Genomic DNA, 16752 nt, shown 5'->3' on the forward strand with positions numbered 1-16752 from the left:
TGCCTTGGTTTTCAAGCAGGGCGAGGCAGGAACCCCAATGACCGTATTTCGTGAAATTGCAGCGGCAAAGATCAATCTTGCCCTGCATGTTACGGGAAGGCGGGATGATGGCTATCACCTTCTCGACACACTCGTGACATTTGCCGAACATGGCGACGTGATTACGGTGGAAACGGCCCGACAGGATGAATTAACCCTGTCGGGGCGCTTCGCAGGTCCGCTTCAGTCGGAGGATCCGGCTGGAAACCTGGTTATTCGGGCGCGGGATCTGTTGCGAACAGCCACTCTGGCCAAGGGCCTGCCTGCCCCGCCCGTTGCCATCTCCTTACAAAAAGATCTGCCAATTGCGTCCGGCATTGGTGGCGGTTCAGCCGATGCCGCAGCCACGCTGCGGGCTTTACAGCGCCTATGGGTCAGCCATCTTGAGCCAGCCGCCCTCGAGGATCTGGCCCTAAAGCTGGGCGCAGATGTGCCGATGTGCCTTGCAAGCACATCCTTGCGCGCCACAGGCATTGGCGAAGCCCTGACACCCCTGCCGGCCTTGCCACGCTTTGGCCTCCTGCTCGGCAATCCGTTGCAGGCGGTCTCGACACCAGCGATCTTCAAGGCGATGACCAGGCGCGATAATCCACCGATTGGCACGCTGCCACCTGTAGCTGAGCAAGCCCTATGGACAGAGACGCTCCGCCGATTGCGCAATGATCTGCAACCCGCCGCCGAAACCTTGTGTCCGCACATTGCCGAGCTTTCCCGGATGATCGAAGCAACCGGCGCGCTTGTCACCCGGATGTCCGGCTCCGGCGCCACCTGTTTCGGCCTTTATCCCACCTATGAAGCCGCTGTCGCCGCTGAAAAACTGCTTCTCACGGAGAGGCCTGATTGGTATTTTCAGGCGAGCCAGACTCTATAAACTATCGCGTGGTTCGGAATTGACCGGACATGCTATAGACTAGTCTTTTCGCATGTCTTTTCCCGAAGCCTCTGCACGCTTTCGGAAAACATGCTGTATCGGAGACCCGACATGCCCGGAATGGACGAAACACGCGCTTTTATTCCCCTCGGCTTCGCCGTTCTGACGGTGTCGGACAGCAGGACATTGACCGACGACCGCTCCGGCGACGTGCTGGTGGAACGAATCGAGACGGCCGGGCATCAGCTCATCGACCGCGCCATCGTCCCCGACGATGCCGATCGGATCGCCAACCAAGTGCGCGCCTGGAGCCAATCACAGGATGTCGACGTGATCATCACCACCGGTGGCACCGGCTTTACCGGTCGGGATGTGACGCCGGAGGCGGTGGAGCCGCTGTTCGACAAGCACATGGACGGATTTTCCGCGGTGTTTCACCGGATTTCCTATGACAAGATCGGCACCTCGACCATCCAGTCGCGCGCCACAGCCGGACTTGCCAATGGCACCTTCGTTTTCGTCCTGCCCGGCTCTCCCGGTGCCTGCAAGGATGGCTGGGACGGCATTCTCGCGCAACAGCTGGACTATCGCTATCGGCCCTGCAATTTCGTGGAAATCATGCCACGGCTGGCCGAGCATCTGAAACGCGACAAGGCGTAAAACAAAAACACTGGCTGGGCCAATATGGCAGTAGGCCCATCAACACTATCTAAGCCATAGTGAATTAAGCTGGCAATGTTAAGCCCGTGCCTGACGGACAGCCCAAGCTGGCACCATTTCACTGGACAGCGCCCTGCCCCTCAGCCCAGCGACCAGATCAGCGAGCTTCATGCCCGCCCGGACCAGGGATTGAGCTTGGCTCTTTCGCAGCAGAAATCCATGTTCCAACGGCGGACCGCGCCGGGTGAAGCGCCGAAAAAACGGACGCTTATGATGCCGTGAAGGTGAAAACCGGGCCGGCGCGCTGTTCAGCGCCACATATTCCGCCACTTCCTCGATCCATCCAGAGGATGGCCGAGCGCCTGGCTCGACCAGGAGCAACCACTCGCCCCTGGCTGCCGCAACCACATCTCGCAAATCCCAGATCATGTGAAATCGGCAGCCCGCTGCATCGGCCAACCGCGACGTCCCATCGCTGGACCCATGATCCAGAACAACAACATCACAAATAATACCCTGCACCGCCCCGGCAACAAGGGTGGTCAAGGTTTGCGCCAATTCGCTTTCCTGATCGCGGCATTCGATAATAACAGTCAACATGCGTTACTCATACCGCAATGCATCATGCTTTACCACGGGTGAACCGTGCTTGACTGGAATTTGATCGAGGACAGATCGGCAAGTGGATGGAGCAGGACATGCTGTTTTTTACTTCTCATTGCGGCTACTGAATATATTTTTTGGTGTATTTTTGATTTTACACAATCCATGATTACGTTTTCAAGATCAGTATTTTGTTCTTGCATTGTTCTCTTTTTAGCGTTAGATCTGAGCTCATGAAAGGGCCGGTTGGCCCGTCAGGAGTTCCAAATGACCGTACTGTCTGATGTCAGGCAGGCTGCCTTTCAGCCTGCCAATACGGCGGATATTGCCGACGCGCTACTGGTCGCCTCAGGGCTTCGGGTGGATGGCGCACGCAGGCGTGGACGCGGCGCGGGTCTCAATCCCTCCGGGCGTTTTGAAACGCTGGAGCGGCAGTTGGAAGACGATGGCTGGGCAAGCCTCGAAGACATGCCGCCTTTCCGCACCGAAGTCCAGGTGGAACGACCAAAGACGGTGATTACCCGTAATGATTCGCCGGACATTCCCTTTGATCGTTCGGTCAATCCGTATCGCGGCTGTGAGCATGGTTGCATCTATTGTTTTGCCAGGCCGAGCCACAGTTATATGGGCCTGTCTCCAGGGCTTGATTTTGAAGCCCGGTTGTTTGCCAAGCCGGATGCGCCGAAGCTTTTGGAGCGCGAACTGTCCAAGCCCGGCTACAAGCCCCGCACCATCGCCATCGGTACTAATACCGATCCTTACCAGCCCATCGAGCGGGAATGGCGGATCATGCGGCAATTGCTTGAGGTGCTGAAAGAGGCCAATCATCCGGTTGCCATCGTGACCAAGTCGGCAATGGTGCTACGGGACATCGATATTCTGGCCGATATGGCCGAAAAGGGCCTCGCCAAGGTCGGTATTTCAGTCACCACGCTGGACCGCAAACTGGCCCGGACCATGGAGCCCCGCGCCTCGACCCCAAGCCGTCGGCTGGAGGCGATCAAGGCCCTGAGCGAGGCTGGCATCTCGACAAGCGTCTTGGTGTCGCCGATCATTCCCGCCCTGAATGATCATGAAATTGAGCGTATCCTCGATGCTGCCAAGGTAGCCGGGGCCTCGGAGGCGAGCTATGTCCTGTTGCGCCTGCCGCTGGAGGTCAGCCCGCTGTTTCGTGACTGGCTGCTGCAACATTATCCTGACCGCTATCGCCATGTCATGTCGTTGGTGCGCTCAATGCGCGACGGCAAGGATTACGATGCGGAATTCGGCAAGCGGATGAAAGGCACCGGCCCCTATGCCTGGCAGATCAGCCGCCGTTTCGAGATAGCCACCAAACGCCTCGGAATGGGCCGTCGGAGCATGCAATTGCGCGACGATCTGTTCATCCCGCCTATGGGCAATGGTGTGCAGCTATCGCTGCTGTAACGAACCATTGTTCGGCTTGGCAGCGCGGGCGCAAGAGATTGATCACTCTGGCACCTGTGCCCCTGGCCTCGGACTATCCATCCAACCCGGCACCACGCACATAAATTTCAACCTTCTCTTTCCGAGGCCACACCGCCTACCGCAAGGGCGGCCCTCGGAAATGCCGGAAGCGGTTTCCTTGACCGCTTGTCCGGCGCGGCGTCGCGTCTTGGGTAGAGGGATCGACCCCTTTCGATCCTTCTACATCAAGGCGACGCCGAAGCCTTTTACCAACAGCATGACAGCGCCGTGGGTTTTATAAAACGCCACAGGACACGACGCAAACGTCTCTCGGCTTTTCCGCCCCCTCTTGCCTCTGCCGCCACCTTCTCCCCGATGGGGAGAAGAGACCTGCGGCACCCTCTTGTGCCTTATACGCGCGGCAAAAGCCGATAAACCCCTTAGCCCGCAGCCTCAGGATGAGGCTCAGTCCTCTCGTGTTGACCTCTTCTCCCCAGCGGGGAGAAGTCCCCGGCAGGGGGATGAGGGGGGCGAAGCCAATTCATCAAGGTGCGTCGTGTACTCTACAGCGCCGTGCGCCATATATGGCGTACAAAGGACGCGCTAACACTATAAATCTACTGCATAATTCTCTCCTTAAATCGATTCCGGTTTAAAGAATTATGCAACGGGCTTGCAAGCCAGGCGGATGATGTGCGACGTCTACCGCATGCCAAAACGTTCTCCATCCGACATGCGCGATCTTTTCACCCTGCCCCTGACCGGACCGGATTTCTCCCTAGAGGAAAGCTTCCGAGCCAAGGGTTGCTGGCCAGTGGCCGGCACAGATGAAGCCGGGCGGGGACCGCTGGCGGGGCCGGTGGTGGCCGCAGCGGTCATTCTTGACCCCGACGCCATTCCTGATGGTCTCAACGATTCAAAAAAGCTTACCGCCGCCAAACGCGAGGCGCTTTTTATTCAGATCCTGGCAACGGCAACGGTCTCCATCGCCTCTTCAGGCTCCGATCATATCGACCGGCGAGATATCCGAAAAGCCAGTCTCGACGCCATGCGCCGCGCCGCAGCCGGACTTTCACTCACCCCCGCCCATCTGCTTTGCGATGGCAAGGACGTTCCTCCTGGGCTGATCTGTAGCGGCACTGCCGTGATCAAAGGCGACGCAAGATCGCTCTCCATTGCCGCCGCATCGATTGTCGCCAAGGTCATGCGAGACCGGATGATGACACGCGCCGCCCTGGTCTTCCCCCAATACGGATTTGATGCCCATGCGGGCTACGGCACCAAGGTCCATCAGCAGGCCATTGCCGACCATGGTCCCTGCCCCCTTCACCGGATGAGTTTTAGTCCTCTGCGCCTATCGGATGAACGGTGAAGAAATGAGAGTGTGTCCGGTACTGATTGCAACAGAGATATTTTCATTTTTCTTTTCGAAAATGGGTTCGATTGTCGTCTGAGTAACACTGCAAACACCCAGACATGAAAAAGCCGGGCTGAACCCGGCTTTCAATTCATCGTTGATGAACAATCTCAGTTTAGACGGCTTTTCACTTCGCTTACAGACGAATTAAACAGGCCTGACTGCAACTGGGCGTCGACTTTCTGCTTCAACAGGGTCTCTGCAGCCGAGATTGCAAGATCGACAGCAGCTGAGCGAACCGCATTGATGGCGTCGGTTTCGGCCTGCTTGATCTTCTGTTCCGACAGCGCATTGCGGCGCTGAACGAATTCCTCGGTCTTCTGACGGGCTTCTTCCGTCAGCGCAGCAGCTTCGCGCTCAGCGGCGGCAACGATGGCCTGAGCTTCCGCTTCAGCCTGTTTGCGCTTGGCACGATATTCAGCCAGCAATTGCTGGGCTTCTTCCCGCAGGCGCTTGGCTTCCGCCAATTCGTCGCGGATATTGTCTGCCCGTGCATCCAGCGACTTCGCCATCATGCCCGGGACTTTGAGATAGGCAATCAGTGCCAGAAACAGCACCAGGCCGACAAAAGCGAAGAAAGTTGCATCATATTGCATCGGCTCAGCCCCTCTTGCCAGCGGCAACAGCCGATTGCGCATCTGCTGCGGTGACATTTGCACCGGTCAGCTGCTCAACGATAGCGGCAACGGTTTCCGTGGCAATCGTATCGACCTCGGCAAAAGCCTTGGTCTTGATTGCTGCAATGCTGGCTTCCGCCGCAGCAACCTTGCTCGACAGCTCGGCCTCGACAGCAGCGCGGTCGGCGGCAGCCTTGGTCTTGGCGGCTTCCCGGGCGGCAGAGGCGATCTGGTTGCCCCTCGCCTTGGCGGCGGTCAATTCTTTTTCATAGGTCTCGACTTCGGCATCCGCTTCCGCCTTCAGGCGGCTGGCCTCATCGATATCCTTGGCGATACGGTCGTGACGATTTTCGAGGATACCGCCGACGCGTGGCACGATGACCCGCTGCATCAGAATGTAGAACAGGCCAAAGGTGATGACCAGCCACAACAGCTGCGATGGGAACGTAGAATGGTCGAAGGGCGGAAAAACGCCTCGTCCATGTCCGGCTTCCGCGGGAACGCCGGTTTCCGTGTGGGTCTCAGCCGCTGCCGGGACTTCCTCGGCATAGGCGGGGGTAACGAACATACTCGCCTCCAGTATCCTGCTAATACAAAAGATCACGGCCGACGTCGAAGGCCGGCCGTGATCCTGAATTCCGCTGAAATCAGACAGCGAACAGGAGCAGGAGGGCTACGAGCAGCGAGAAGATGCCCAGAGCTTCCGTAACGGCGAAGCCGAATACCAGACGGCCGAACTGGCTGTCAGCGGCAGACGGGTTGCGCAGTGCGCCCGACAGGTAGCTGCCGAAAATGTTGCCAAGGCCGAGAGCCGTGCCGGCCATGCCAAAGCAAGCCAGACCTGCGCCGATGAACTTTGCTGCTTCCGCTTCCATGAGAGTACTCCTTTGAAATGGTTATTGCGGCGAATGACTGACGCTTGTTACGCCAATGTCGATATCCTTAGTGCCCACCGGGATGGATTGCGTCGTTCAGGTACATGCAAGTCAGTACCGCGAAGACGTAAGCCTGAAGGAAGGCAACCAGGAACTCCAGACCGGTCAGTGCGACGGTCATAGCAAGAGGAAGGAGCGCGCCACCGACGCCAAGGGCGCCAAGGCTGCCAAGCGAGGCAACGAAGCCCGCAAACACCTTCAATGTGATGTGGCCTGCCAGCATATTGGCAAACAACCGGATCGACAGAGAAATCGGGCGCGACAGAAACGAGATCACCTCGATCGGCACCACGAGTAACAAGAGAGCGCCAGGGACGCCAGAGGGCACGAACAAATTGAGGAAGCCAAGGCCGTGCTTATAGAAACCGTAGACCAACACCGTGCCGATCACAAAAATCGCCAACGCAAAGGTGACGACGATCTGGCTGGTGATGGTGAAGAAATAGGGCATCATGCCGAGAAGGTTCGCGGTCAACACGAACATGAACAGCGAGAACACCATGGGGAAGAATTTCATCCCGTGGCTGCCCGCCCCTTCCCGCAGCATGGACGCCACGAATTCATAGGACATTTCCGCGACCGACTGCGCCCGACCGGGAATCAGACCGCGATTGGATGTGGCGAAGTAGAGGAAGCCAGCTGCGCAGGCCACCGTCGCCACCATGAACAGCGAGGCGTTGGTGAACGAAAAATCAATGCCGCCAATCTCGATCGGAACAATCTTGTGGATCTGGAACTGATGGGTCGGATCGTTTGACACCTGGTGATCTCTCTCGCTTTTGCCACCCTCAGGCAGCGTTCCTTACCTCGTCCGCCGGATGCCAGGCATCCGCCGTGTTATTTCCCTTTGCCGTCCGAGCTGCGATCCGCGGGATGAGGCGAAGCCACCTTTCCCGCCGCACGCAGCACGTTCAGCACCCCGGCGCAAAACCCCAGCAATAGGAGGACGATAAGCCCCCAAGGCGAGGTTCCGGCAAAATGATCGATCAGGAAGCCCAGAATGATACCGACGATGATGGCGGAAAGGAATTCGCTGGAGAGCTTCATGGCCTGGGCGTAGCCTTTTCGGCTTGCCTGCGCCCGCTCGTCCTGTGCGGCCTCTTCCCCCGTCCGCAGATCCTTCGCAGCCAGCTTGGCTCCGAGATGGCTGCGACGCCGTTCCAATTCTCTTTCCTGATCGTCCATGCGCCCTCCCCGTCCGATCCCAGTCCGGCTGCTAAAGCCTTATCCGAGTATGCAAACAGCTCGGATTTACACATGGTCCGACCGGTTCTGAATTTGGCCGCACCATAATTTTGCGAGCTTTGATAGTCAAGGCATTGCCAAGGGTTGTTTCACGACAAATTAACCGAATAAAATCAGTTTGTTAGTCGAAATTTTGGAATTCCCCACAGAAAGTGGCATGAAAAAGCCGCGTTCCGGGCGGTGAATTCACGGAATCGGTCCGGCTTTGTGGCGATGCCCGTCGCGCGAAACACCGCCACAAATAACCCTCAGATGATCACATGCGAGCCAAGTTCGACGACGCGATTGGCCGGAAGCCGGAAGTAATCCGAGGGGTCGGTTGCCGAATTGGCAAGCGCGATGAACAGCCTATCCTGCCAGTTCGGCATGCCTGCCTTGGCATCCGGCACGAGTTTGCGGCGGCCGAGATAGAAGGAGGTGGACATGATGTCGAATTTCAGCCCACCCTTGCGCAGCTTGGCCAGTGCCTGCGACACATTCTGCTGTTCCATATAGCCGAAGCGGATCTCCACCCGGCTAAACCGCTCCGAGAGGCTCTCGGCCACGAAGCGTTCCGCTTCGCTGGCGCGGGGCCGGTTGACGGTCTTGATGGTCAGGATGATGTTTTTCTCATGCAGAACGTGGTTGTGCTTGAGATTATGCAGCAGGGCCGCGGGCGCCGTTTCCGGGTCGCTGGTCAGGAAAATTGCCGTCCCCGGCACACAGACCGGCGCATGCTCGCTCTTGCGCTCCACCGATGAAATAAACGAGGACAGCGGAATATCGGCATGGCGGGTCTTGGCAAACAGGATGGCCGTGCCGCGCCGCCAGGTCCACATGACGATGGTGAAGCCAGCCGCAAACAGCACCGGAATATAGCCGCCATCGTGGATCTTCAGCAGGTTGGCGCCAAGGAAAACCGTTTCCAGAGCCAGAAGCGGCACAATCACCAACAGCGCCACGAAAACCGACCATTTCCACTTCTTGCGCACGAATTCAAACGCCATGATTGTCGTGACGACCATGGCGCCGGTGACGGAAATACCATAGGCGGTCGCGAGTGCATCGGAGCTTTCAAACAGTAGCACCAGGCTGAGAACGCCAAGCAGCAGCAGCGTGTTGACGGCAGGAAGATAGATCTGTCCGGTATTGGTTTCCGAGGTGAACAGGATCTCCATGCGCGGCAGGAAGCCGAGATGGATGGCCTGACGCACCATGGAAAACGCCCCTGTTATCACCGCCTGGCTGGCAATAACGGTGGCCGCCGTCGCCAGGATGATGACCGGCAGGATGGCCCAGCTTGGAAACATCAAGTAGAAAGGGTCCGATGCCATGGCCGGGTCCTTCAGCACCAGCGCGCCCTGGCCGAGATAGTTCAGCACCAAGGCCGGAAACACCAGCACGAACCACGCCCACTGGATCGGACGACGGCCAAAGTGGCCGAGGTCGGCATAGAGGGCTTCGGCGCCGGTGACGGTCAAGAAAACTGCGCCCAGCACGACGAAACCGAGAAATTTCTCCTGAAACAGGAAGGTCACGGCATGAATCGGATTGAAGGCCCGGAAAATCGCCGGATCGTCGAAAATATGGCCGATACCGCCTGCCGCCATCACCAGGAACCAGACCACGGTGATCGGCCCGAAGAAATTGGCAACCGCGCCCGTACCGCGCGACTGCACGGCAAACAGCACGATCAGGATCACCACCGAGATCGGCACGATAAAGCCGGAGGATTGCGGCGCCACCAGTTTCAAGCCTTCCACCGCCGACAGAACCGACAGCGCAGGCGTGATCATCGCATCGCCCAGAAACAGCGCTGCGCCGACCAGGCCCAACACCATCAGCACAACGGTATGACGCCCGGCCGATTTGCTGAGCAGGGCCAGCAGCGAAAGGGTGCCGCCTTCACCGTCATTGTCGGCGCGCAGCAGAAACAGCACATATTTCAGCGTGACGATGATCGTCAGCGTCCAGACGATCAGCGAAGTCAGCCCGATCACCTCGAAACGGGTAATGCCGTCATGGGCAATCGGCTTCAGCGCCTCGCGAAACGCATAGAGCGGGCTTGTGCCGATATCGCCGTAGACGACGCCGACAGAACCGAGCGCCAGCAGCATCAGGCTGCGCAGGTCTTTCTTTTCGGCCGGTGCTGCGTGGGTGTTTTCCTGGGACATCAATCTTACAGGCTCTCAGAGCCAGCCTTTCGAGCGGAAGAACAGGAAGGGAATGATCGCGGACAGAACCATGACGATCAGAGCAAATGGGTAGCCAAGCAGCCACGTCAACTCCGGCATGACCTGAAAGTTCATTCCATAGATGGAAGCGACCAGCGTCGGCGGCAAAAACACCACCGATGCAATCGAGAAAATCTTGATGATCGAATTCTGTTCGACATTGATCAGACCAAGCGAGGCATCGAGCATGAAACTGATATTGCTGGCGATGAAACCGGCATGTTCGGACAGGGATTGAATATCATGGGCGACGACCTGACAGAGGTCGCGGGCTTGCGCATTGGACTTGACCGGTTCCACCGACAGCAGGAAGGACGACAGCCGCGACAGGGATGCCAGGCTGTCGCGCGTCTTGCTGACCAGCCGATGATGGCTGGCGATATCGAACAGCCGGTCTTCCAGAAAGCGCGCCGCCCGGCGCTTGGTGCGGCTGCGATCGACGAACACATCGCCGGACAGCGCATCGACCCGCATACCGGCAATTTCCAGAATTTCGGCGGTGCGGTCGACCACCGTTTCCAAAAGACGCGCCAGCATGACAGCGTTGGAGGTGCAATGGGCCTGATTGCGGCTGAGGGCTGCGGTAAACAAGCCAAAAGCGCGGGGCTCGGCATAGCGCACGGTGACCAGACGCCCTCCGCCCAGAATGAAGGCGACATCGGCCAGATGCGGCAGGTCCGATTCGGCCTTACAGAGCAGCGATGCGGTCATGTAAACGCCATGATCGTCCATATACAATCGGCTGGAGGGCTCGATATCCTTTAGGTCGTCACGGGTGGGAAGCGGCAGGCCCAGCAAGCGTTCGGCCAAAGCCTCCTCTGTCCTGTCAGGATTGAGAAGATCGAGCCATAGAACATCTTTGTCCAGCACCGCTGGCGCATCGCTGGGCAGGATCATATCTGCCGTCCCGTCACACCTGTAAGCTTTGATCAAACGTTCGACACCTTTGCCCGATGACGGACAGTGCCGCCAGCCGCAGCATTTTCATGGACACCCATGAAAACCTGCGATGATTTACCCTTGCCCATGCGCGTGACTATCATTTCCCATAGCGGGAAGACATGTTCCTGCCCATGATCCATGCTCAGCGGGCAAGCAATAGCACCTGCCGTGAGGATGGCAAGGGCAATTGCGCGCAGGCATTTGATCCTGATCAATGCAACCTGAAGAAATTTCCCCGACAAAGCCTCCGCCAGGGTAGCGAGATCCTGTTGCATTTCCGCCGGAACCCTACAACCGTGCGGTTCGCCGTTGCAGTATCAATCTGCAACGGCGGCTCTATTCTGTGCTGACCTCATTCAAAGGTAATGGTCGGCGCCTGTCTTGTTGAATGTCGCTGGACCTCGCGCCAGACGCGGGTGGCGATCTCACGATACACCAGCGCCTGGGGGCTCTCCGGCTCGGAAACCACGACCGGGGTGCCTGCATCGGAATGTTCGCGGATGGAAATGGTCAACGGCACTTCACCCAGGAATGGCGCACCAATGGCTTCAGCTTCGGCTTTGGCGCCGCCATGACCGAAAATATCGTAACGGGCGCCGGTATCGGGAGCGATGAAATAGCTCATGTTCTCGATGACGCCGAGTACTGGCACTTCGACCTTCTTGAACATGTTGATACCCTTGCGGGCATCGATCAGCGCCAGATCCTGCGGGGTCGAGACGATCACCGCACCGCTCAACGGGACCTGCTGGGCCATGGTCAATTGCGCATCGCCCGTGCCCGGCGGCATGTCCACCACCAGCACGTCCAGCTCGCCCCAGGCCACTTCGCGCAACATCTGCATCAGGGCCGATTGTACCATCGGGCCGCGCCAGATCATCGCGGTGCCCTCATCCACCAAAAAGCCGATGGACATCGCCTTCAGGCCATAATTTTCCATAGGCACGATAATGCGCCCGTCGATCTGCTGAGGTCGCCCGGAAATGCCAAGCAGGCGCGGCATCGACGGACCATAGACATCGGCATCGAGAATGCCGACCTTCAGGCCATTGGCAAGCAAGGCCAGCGCCAGATTGACGGCCGTGGTGGATTTGCCGACGCCACCCTTGCCGGAAGCCACCGCGATGATGGCGCCGATACCGGGAATGCCAGCCTTGGCCGGGCGGGCCGGCTGGCTTTGGGCCGGCGCATGAGAATGCCCGTGTGAATGGGAATGCGAGTGGGAAGAATTGGGTGCCGAGGGAGCAGGCGGCGTCGATGGCGATCCGGCCTTGCGCTCGGCTGTCAGGCTGACAAGCGCTCCCTTGACGCCGGCAAGCGCCTTGACACTGCGCTCCGCCGCCTGGCGCAAAGGCTCCAACTCCCGGGCGCGCTCAGCCGGAACATTAATGGAGAGATAGACCTTGGCGTCGGAAATGAACACGTCCGATACCATGCCCAGATCGACAATATTGCCCTCGAGATCGGGTCCGCGCACGGTCTTCAAGGCTTCAAGAACAGTGTTTTTATCGAGCGTCATGGATCCGCTTCCTTGGTGAAGGCCGGGACACTCGACTGGAAATTGTCCGCGCCCGACGAAACGTGTGAGTGACGCTCAAATAAGGTTTTATCGCCTGCAACGGAAGAGCCAAAAACAAACGCCGCCAAAACCATTGCCCTGAAGCACGGTTAAGGCGGCGTTTTGTGAGGGCGATTTCCAGACCGCCCTTCTCCAAGTCCCCTCTGGACCCTGTTGCTGTATTGAAAGCACAAACCGTGCCAACTCGAAAGATTGGGCTTTTCACCCGGTAAATCCTGTCAAATCACCGGAGACGCCGCCAATTGGCTGAAGAAATCACCACAATCCAGCCGCGCCATTCCGGCAATTGCTTAAAAAACAGCCGCACCAACGCTTTGAACATTCACGTCATAGGGTTTCTGTGCTGCAATATTAATTTCTCGGAACCGCTGGTGAAGCGGCAAGATAATCATCAAGCCGGTCAGGGTCGAAGACCCGTCCATCGAAAAATCCGTCCGGCCCAAGCAACAAACGGCCATTGCTGGCGCCGACATAATCGGCTGCTGCCATCGCCCCCTCCACCTTGATATTGGCGCCTGGCATGGCGGCGAAGACCGGCCTGAGGGCGCGGCGATAAAGATCCGGGCGATAGGTTTCGAGCACCGTGGCAATCCGCTCGCGGTCATGGACAACGTGACCGCCAAGCACCATCTGGCTATAAAACCACAGGGCATGGCTGACCCAGGGGAAATTGGCGGCCTTGCGCTCCAGCACCAGAAAATCCTCAAGCGGCTGAACCTCTCCCGGCGCGGTTACCAGATCGCCGGTCAGGCCGGGTAACAAAAGCCGGCCTTCGACACCGAGATAGCGGGGGGCCGCCATGATACCGGCCAGCTCCTCGGTATTGCCGGGATTACCGCACCATTGCGCGGCGCGGTAAAGCGCACGGATCAGCGCATCGAGCGCGGCGGGATTGTTCTCGCCCCACTGCCTGCCAATGCCGAGAACCTTGTCCGGACCGCCGCGCCAGATAGCTGCGGTCGCAGCAACAATGCATCCGACCTGCCGGTCCACCGCAACACTATTCCACGGTTCCGCCGCGCAAAATCCGTCAAGCACGCCCGCGCCAAGCCCATCCGCCATCAGCGGCGATGGCAATGAGACGATTTCGATCTCACTGCCACGGTCCAGATTGCAGGCAGCAAGCCAGTAGCGCAGATAATAGGCCTGGCTGGAATGGGTATCGCCGACGGCAATCCGCAAAGGCGGCAGGGACTTAGCGCGACGTTTCTCCACCACTCGTTTCAGTGCGGCGCCCGCCGCTATTGGCTCCAGAAGGTGGCTTTCCCAGCCTGCCTGTTGCATGGCTGTTGCAAGCGCATTCGACACAGTGAGCGCGCCGCCACCCAAATTGAGGGCCATAGGGACCAGCAGAGCGGGGGCCAGCGGCGAAAAACCGAGATTGGCGGCCAGCGCAAAGGGGCCAGGCAGATGCGCGCCATCGAAATGACCGACCGTCAGGCGGTCGCGGATCTGGGTCCAGCAGGTTTCGCGCACTAGGCGCAGGGTCAGGCCTTCGTCGGAGGCAAAGCCTTTTTCCATCGCCGCAACCAGTGGGGCGCTATCGAGACATGGCATGTAGCCAAGAGTGACATGCAAAGAAATGTGCTGACCCATTGCAGCATACATGCCGCAAACCGCTGCCTCAGGCAAGTTGCACCTGCCGGAGAAGGCCGTCCTTCGGATGCATTATTCAAGACATCGAAGATGTCTCACGCATTCCTATTTGATCAGACTCAACCGTAGCGCCTTCGCGACCGCCTGGGTGCGGTTCACGGTATCCAGCTTGCGGGTGGCGCGGTTGAGATAATGATTGATCGTATGTTCTGACAGGCCCATGATCTCAGCGATTTCAACGGAGGTCTTGCCCGCCGCCGTCCAGGTCAGACATTCGATCTCGCGCTCCGTCAGCGTTTCGGTGACCCGTGCATCCAGTTCGCGAATTTCGGCAAGTCGGTTGAACACATGCCCGGCCAGATATTGCAGCAGCACCATGTCAACGAAGGAAAATGCTGGCATTTCACCGCAAATATTGACAGCGCCCCGGTTACCATGGGCATCATGAACCGGAAAACAGGCGCCGCGCGGCATGCCAAACCGCAAAAACAGGTCCGTCGCCAGCTCGACAGTCTTGGGATCGCGTTCACGGGCGACCACATGCACATCGAAAACAACGGGTATAGAGGTGTTGCGCAACCGGTTGAACATCGGGCTGGACGACAGCAGGGACGCCATGTCGTATTCGCTGAGAAAATCAGCAGGCCAGTTGGTGATGACCGAGCTGCCGGTCAAAGTTTTTGCACCAGCCGAAGGCACATTCATGACCATGAAGCCCTTGGCGCCGAAAAAGTCAGTCAACCGCTTCATCAGCCTGAAAACGTCAAACTGGGTCTTATAGCCACTTAATTCGCGCACATAGCGTTCTGCCGTCGCAAATTTCGAGGCCGCATCTTCGGCAACCATTGCCATATGGACCAGATCGTCACCCATCGATAAAAAGCCTTGTTCTCTTTACATATCGCGACCGCGTCGCAACCCGTTGCAGACCTGCTATAGCCGGACATTGCGAAAATTGAATGCCGACTGCATTCCGGCAGTTACAGCCAAAAACATTGATAACTAAAAAAGCCAGTCCTGAATAATTTAACGAAGCCCTCTATCCATTCACCTATCTTCCGGCCATTCATTTATTTTCCGGTCATTTATTTAGGTCCTGCCGCAACAGAAAAAGGCTTCCGGTCTTATCGTTTGGCGATAACGATGCCCACCCGAACGCAATTGCCCATCCTATAGATCGACCATCCTGCCAATACCAAGGGCTGAAACCACGTTTTTAGAAAATTCTATCGTCTAAGCCGCGAAATAGGCCAACGCCACAAAACAGGTTCGCACATCAAGTATTCCCTGTTTTGCTTGCGCGACGTTGACCAATACGACGGCCATGTCGGCCTGGATGTGAAACCGCCGTCATCGCACGCAGTTTATTTTGCCTGGCATTGTCATTCGTACCAAATCGGCTGTCGTGGAACCATCCGAGCGGCTTGAATCGCGTTCTCTGCGGTCTAGATGAAACGCGATTGGCAAAACCGGTTTCCACTTTTTCTGGACATGCTCTACAGCGCCGTGCGCCCTATATGGCGACAAAGGTTCGCTGTAGTGCTTTATATCCGCTGCATAATTTCTCCTTAAATCGATTCCGATTTCAAAAATTATGCAGTAGACAAGAGAGCCACAGCGATTGGATGAAGGAGACCATCTTGCAAACAGCGTATTCCGGCACCGTCCTGGTCGATACCCGCCTGCATCTGGGTGAAGGCCCGACCTATGACGTCGCGCGTGACACCGCCTGGTGGTTCGACATTCTCGGCAAGGGGCTGATCGAGCATCGGTTTGCCACGGGCGAAACGATCCGCCACGATCTGCCGATGATGGCCAGCGCGTTGGCGACAATCGATGCTGAACGCCAGATGCTGGCGACAGAACAGGGTATTTTCATCCGCGCCATTGCCAGCGGCGAACTGACTTTGCTGACCGCGCTGGAACCGGAACTGATCGGCAATCGCTCCAACGACGGGCGGGTCCATCCTTGCGGTGCACTGTGGATCGGCACGATGGGCAAGACGGCAGCCGATGGGGCTGGTGCGATCTATCATGTGGCGGGCGACAAGGTGACTCGTCTTTATGATAGCATCAGCATTCCCAACGCCATCTGTTTTTCGCCGGATGGAAGCCTCGGTTACTATGTCGACACGCGGGTCAATACGCTGATGAAGGTCAGTCTCGATCCGGCAACCGGCCTTCCGACCGGGACGCCATCCGTCCATATCGACGGACGCGGCAAGGATGGTGGCATCGACGGTGCGGTCTGCGATGCGGAAGGCGGCTTGTGGAATGCCCGTTGGGGCGTTGGCGCCGTCGATCACTACGATAGAACAGGACAGCACCTGGCGCGCTACCGGCTTCCCGCTGCCCAAACCACCTGCCCGGCCTTTATCGGTGCCAAGGCCGACCGCCTGTTGGTCACCTCCGCCACCGAAGGGCTCGACGCCGATGGCCTGGCCGCAGATCCCCATGGTGGCAAGACCTTCGTCCTCGATATCGCGGTCAAGGGCAGACACGAGCCAAGCTTCCGCTTGTAAAGCCCAGCCTCACACTCCTCAACCCTTGGTCTTTGAACGAGGCGCGCCCCAACTCATTTTTATGCCTAAAGTTCCGTCAATTTGCAGA

The 16752-nt window shown here is 58.0% G+C and carries 17 protein-coding genes; 5 read left to right on the forward strand and 12 right to left on the reverse strand.

Annotation, left to right across the window (positions count from 1 at the left end; all coding sequences use genetic code 11):
- The first annotated feature begins 37 nt into the window (after nt 1-37).
- Together IEI95_RS22825 and moaB are read left to right on the forward strand one after the other, a co-directional pair.
- On the forward strand, nt 38-910 hold the full coding sequence (locus IEI95_RS22825; protein ID WP_156531497.1) for a 4-(cytidine 5'-diphospho)-2-C-methyl-D-erythritol kinase: 873 nt from the start codon (nt 38-40) through the stop codon (nt 908-910).
- Between the two features lie 111 nt (nt 911-1021).
- Nucleotides 1022-1570, forward strand: coding sequence for a molybdenum cofactor biosynthesis protein B (gene moaB, locus IEI95_RS22830; RefSeq protein WP_194417072.1), 549 nt, complete (start codon nt 1022-1024; stop codon nt 1568-1570).
- 78 nt (nt 1571-1648) lie between these two features.
- Here moaB and IEI95_RS22835 read toward each other — a convergent pair whose 3' ends face one another.
- On the reverse strand, nt 1649-2170 hold the full coding sequence (locus IEI95_RS22835; RefSeq protein ID WP_156531495.1) for a glycosyltransferase family 2 protein: 522 nt from the start codon (nt 2168-2170) through the stop codon (nt 1649-1651).
- Nucleotides 2171-2440: 270 nt separating this feature from the next.
- Between IEI95_RS22835 and IEI95_RS22840 the strand changes: the two genes are divergently transcribed.
- Together IEI95_RS22840 and rnhB are read left to right on the forward strand one after the other, a co-directional pair.
- Nucleotides 2441-3598: a PA0069 family radical SAM protein gene (locus tag IEI95_RS22840; RefSeq protein WP_156531494.1), complete on the forward strand. Its 1158-nt coding sequence runs from the start codon at nt 2441-2443 to the stop codon at nt 3596-3598.
- Between the two features lie 709 nt (nt 3599-4307).
- Nucleotides 4308-4970, forward strand: a complete 663-nt coding sequence (gene rnhB / locus IEI95_RS22845) for a ribonuclease HII (RefSeq protein ID WP_488656268.1) — start codon at nt 4308-4310, stop codon at nt 4968-4970.
- Between the two features lie 155 nt (nt 4971-5125).
- Here the strand turns inward: rnhB and IEI95_RS22850 are convergent, their stop codons facing one another.
- The 11 genes from IEI95_RS22850 to IEI95_RS22900 all read right to left on the reverse strand — a co-directional run bounded on the left by IEI95_RS22850 (nt 5126) and on the right by IEI95_RS22900 (nt 14988).
- Nucleotides 5126-5611 (reverse strand): F0F1 ATP synthase subunit B, encoded by a 486-nt coding sequence (locus tag IEI95_RS22850; protein WP_156531493.1) that lies wholly within the window; start codon nt 5609-5611, stop codon nt 5126-5128.
- A 4-nt stretch (nt 5612-5615) separates the two neighbouring features.
- Complete coding sequence (locus IEI95_RS22855; protein WP_156531492.1) at nt 5616-6200, reverse strand: F0F1 ATP synthase subunit B; 585 nt, start codon at nt 6198-6200, stop codon at nt 5616-5618.
- A 79-nt stretch (nt 6201-6279) separates the two neighbouring features.
- Complete coding sequence (locus IEI95_RS22860; RefSeq protein ID WP_003588243.1) at nt 6280-6507, reverse strand: F0F1 ATP synthase subunit C; 228 nt, start codon at nt 6505-6507, stop codon at nt 6280-6282.
- 67 nt (nt 6508-6574) lie between these two features.
- Nucleotides 6575-7327: a F0F1 ATP synthase subunit A gene (locus IEI95_RS22865; protein ID WP_015915077.1), complete on the reverse strand. Its 753-nt coding sequence runs from the start codon at nt 7325-7327 to the stop codon at nt 6575-6577.
- 77 nt (nt 7328-7404) lie between these two features.
- Nucleotides 7405-7752 (reverse strand): AtpZ/AtpI family protein, encoded by a 348-nt coding sequence (locus IEI95_RS22870; RefSeq protein ID WP_015915076.1) that lies wholly within the window; start codon nt 7750-7752, stop codon nt 7405-7407.
- Nucleotides 7753-8060: 308 nt separating this feature from the next.
- Complete coding sequence (locus IEI95_RS22875) at nt 8061-9965, reverse strand: potassium transporter Kup (RefSeq protein ID WP_015915075.1); 1905 nt, start codon at nt 9963-9965, stop codon at nt 8061-8063.
- 15 nt (nt 9966-9980) lie between these two features.
- Nucleotides 9981-10958, reverse strand: coding sequence for a magnesium transporter CorA family protein (locus IEI95_RS22880; RefSeq protein WP_041696265.1), 978 nt, complete (start codon nt 10956-10958; stop codon nt 9981-9983).
- Nucleotides 10955-11242, reverse strand: a complete 288-nt coding sequence (locus IEI95_RS22885) for a hypothetical protein (protein ID WP_041696262.1) — start codon at nt 11240-11242, stop codon at nt 10955-10957. The genes IEI95_RS22880 and IEI95_RS22885 overlap by 4 nt, the downstream gene beginning before the upstream one ends.
- A 77-nt stretch (nt 11243-11319) precedes the next feature.
- A complete protein-coding gene (apbC, locus tag IEI95_RS22890) occupies nt 11320-12486 on the reverse strand; it encodes an iron-sulfur cluster carrier protein ApbC (RefSeq protein WP_156531490.1) in 1167 nt (388 codons plus the stop codon).
- 411 nt (nt 12487-12897) lie between these two features.
- The gene (locus IEI95_RS22895; protein ID WP_337926572.1) at nt 12898-14124 is read right to left on the reverse strand and encodes a CmpA/NrtA family ABC transporter substrate-binding protein; all 1227 of its coding nucleotides are present in this window, start codon (nt 14122-14124) and stop codon (nt 12898-12900) included.
- A 123-nt stretch (nt 14125-14247) separates the two neighbouring features.
- Entirely contained in the window at nt 14248-14988 is a 741-nt protein-coding gene (locus IEI95_RS22900) for a LuxR family transcriptional regulator (protein ID WP_409050064.1), read from the reverse strand.
- Nucleotides 14989-15767: 779 nt separating this feature from the next.
- On the opposite strand from IEI95_RS22900, the gene IEI95_RS22905 reads away from it, so the two are divergent.
- Nucleotides 15768-16664, forward strand: coding sequence for an SMP-30/gluconolactonase/LRE family protein (locus IEI95_RS22905; protein ID WP_174082681.1), 897 nt, complete (start codon nt 15768-15770; stop codon nt 16662-16664).
- Nucleotides 16665-16752 lie beyond the last annotated feature (88 nt).

Source organism: Agrobacterium vitis, from assembly GCF_014926405.1.
Classification (GTDB): Bacteria; Pseudomonadota; Alphaproteobacteria; order Rhizobiales; family Rhizobiaceae; genus Allorhizobium; species Allorhizobium vitis_H.

What these genes read in the sequence shown, in the direction of transcription:
- IEI95_RS22860 (WP_003588243.1), bottom strand. Translation starts at nt 6,507, where the DNA reads ATGGAAGCGGAAGCAGCAAAGTTCATCGGCGCAGGTCTGGCTTGCTTT.
- moaB (WP_194417072.1), top strand. Translation starts at nt 1,022, where the DNA reads ATGCCCGGAATGGACGAAACACGCGCTTTTATTCCCCTCGGCTTCGCC.
- IEI95_RS22900 (WP_409050064.1), bottom strand. Translation starts at nt 14,988, where the DNA reads ATGGTTGCCGAAGATGCGGCCTCGAAATTTGCGACGGCAGAACGCTAT.
- IEI95_RS22885 (WP_041696262.1), bottom strand. Translation starts at nt 11,242, where the DNA reads ATGCAACAGGATCTCGCTACCCTGGCGGAGGCTTTGTCGGGGAAATTT.
- IEI95_RS22875 (WP_015915075.1), bottom strand. Translation starts at nt 9,965, where the DNA reads ATGTCCCAGGAAAACACCCACGCAGCACCGGCCGAAAAGAAAGACCTG.
- IEI95_RS22870 (WP_015915076.1), bottom strand. Translation starts at nt 7,752, where the DNA reads ATGGACGATCAGGAAAGAGAATTGGAACGGCGTCGCAGCCATCTCGGA.
- IEI95_RS22840 (WP_156531494.1), top strand. Translation starts at nt 2,441, where the DNA reads ATGACCGTACTGTCTGATGTCAGGCAGGCTGCCTTTCAGCCTGCCAAT.
- IEI95_RS22835 (WP_156531495.1), bottom strand. Translation starts at nt 2,170, where the DNA reads ATGTTGACTGTTATTATCGAATGCCGCGATCAGGAAAGCGAATTGGCG.
- IEI95_RS22850 (WP_156531493.1), bottom strand. Translation starts at nt 5,611, where the DNA reads ATGCAATATGATGCAACTTTCTTCGCTTTTGTCGGCCTGGTGCTGTTT.
- rnhB (WP_488656268.1), top strand. Translation starts at nt 4,308, where the DNA reads ATGCCAAAACGTTCTCCATCCGACATGCGCGATCTTTTCACCCTGCCC.
- IEI95_RS22825 (WP_156531497.1), top strand. Translation starts at nt 38, where the DNA reads ATGACCGTATTTCGTGAAATTGCAGCGGCAAAGATCAATCTTGCCCTG.
- apbC (WP_156531490.1), bottom strand. Translation starts at nt 12,486, where the DNA reads ATGACGCTCGATAAAAACACTGTTCTTGAAGCCTTGAAGACCGTGCGC.
- IEI95_RS22905 (WP_174082681.1), top strand. Translation starts at nt 15,768, where the DNA reads ATGAAGGAGACCATCTTGCAAACAGCGTATTCCGGCACCGTCCTGGTC.
- IEI95_RS22855 (WP_156531492.1), bottom strand. Translation starts at nt 6,200, where the DNA reads ATGTTCGTTACCCCCGCCTATGCCGAGGAAGTCCCGGCAGCGGCTGAG.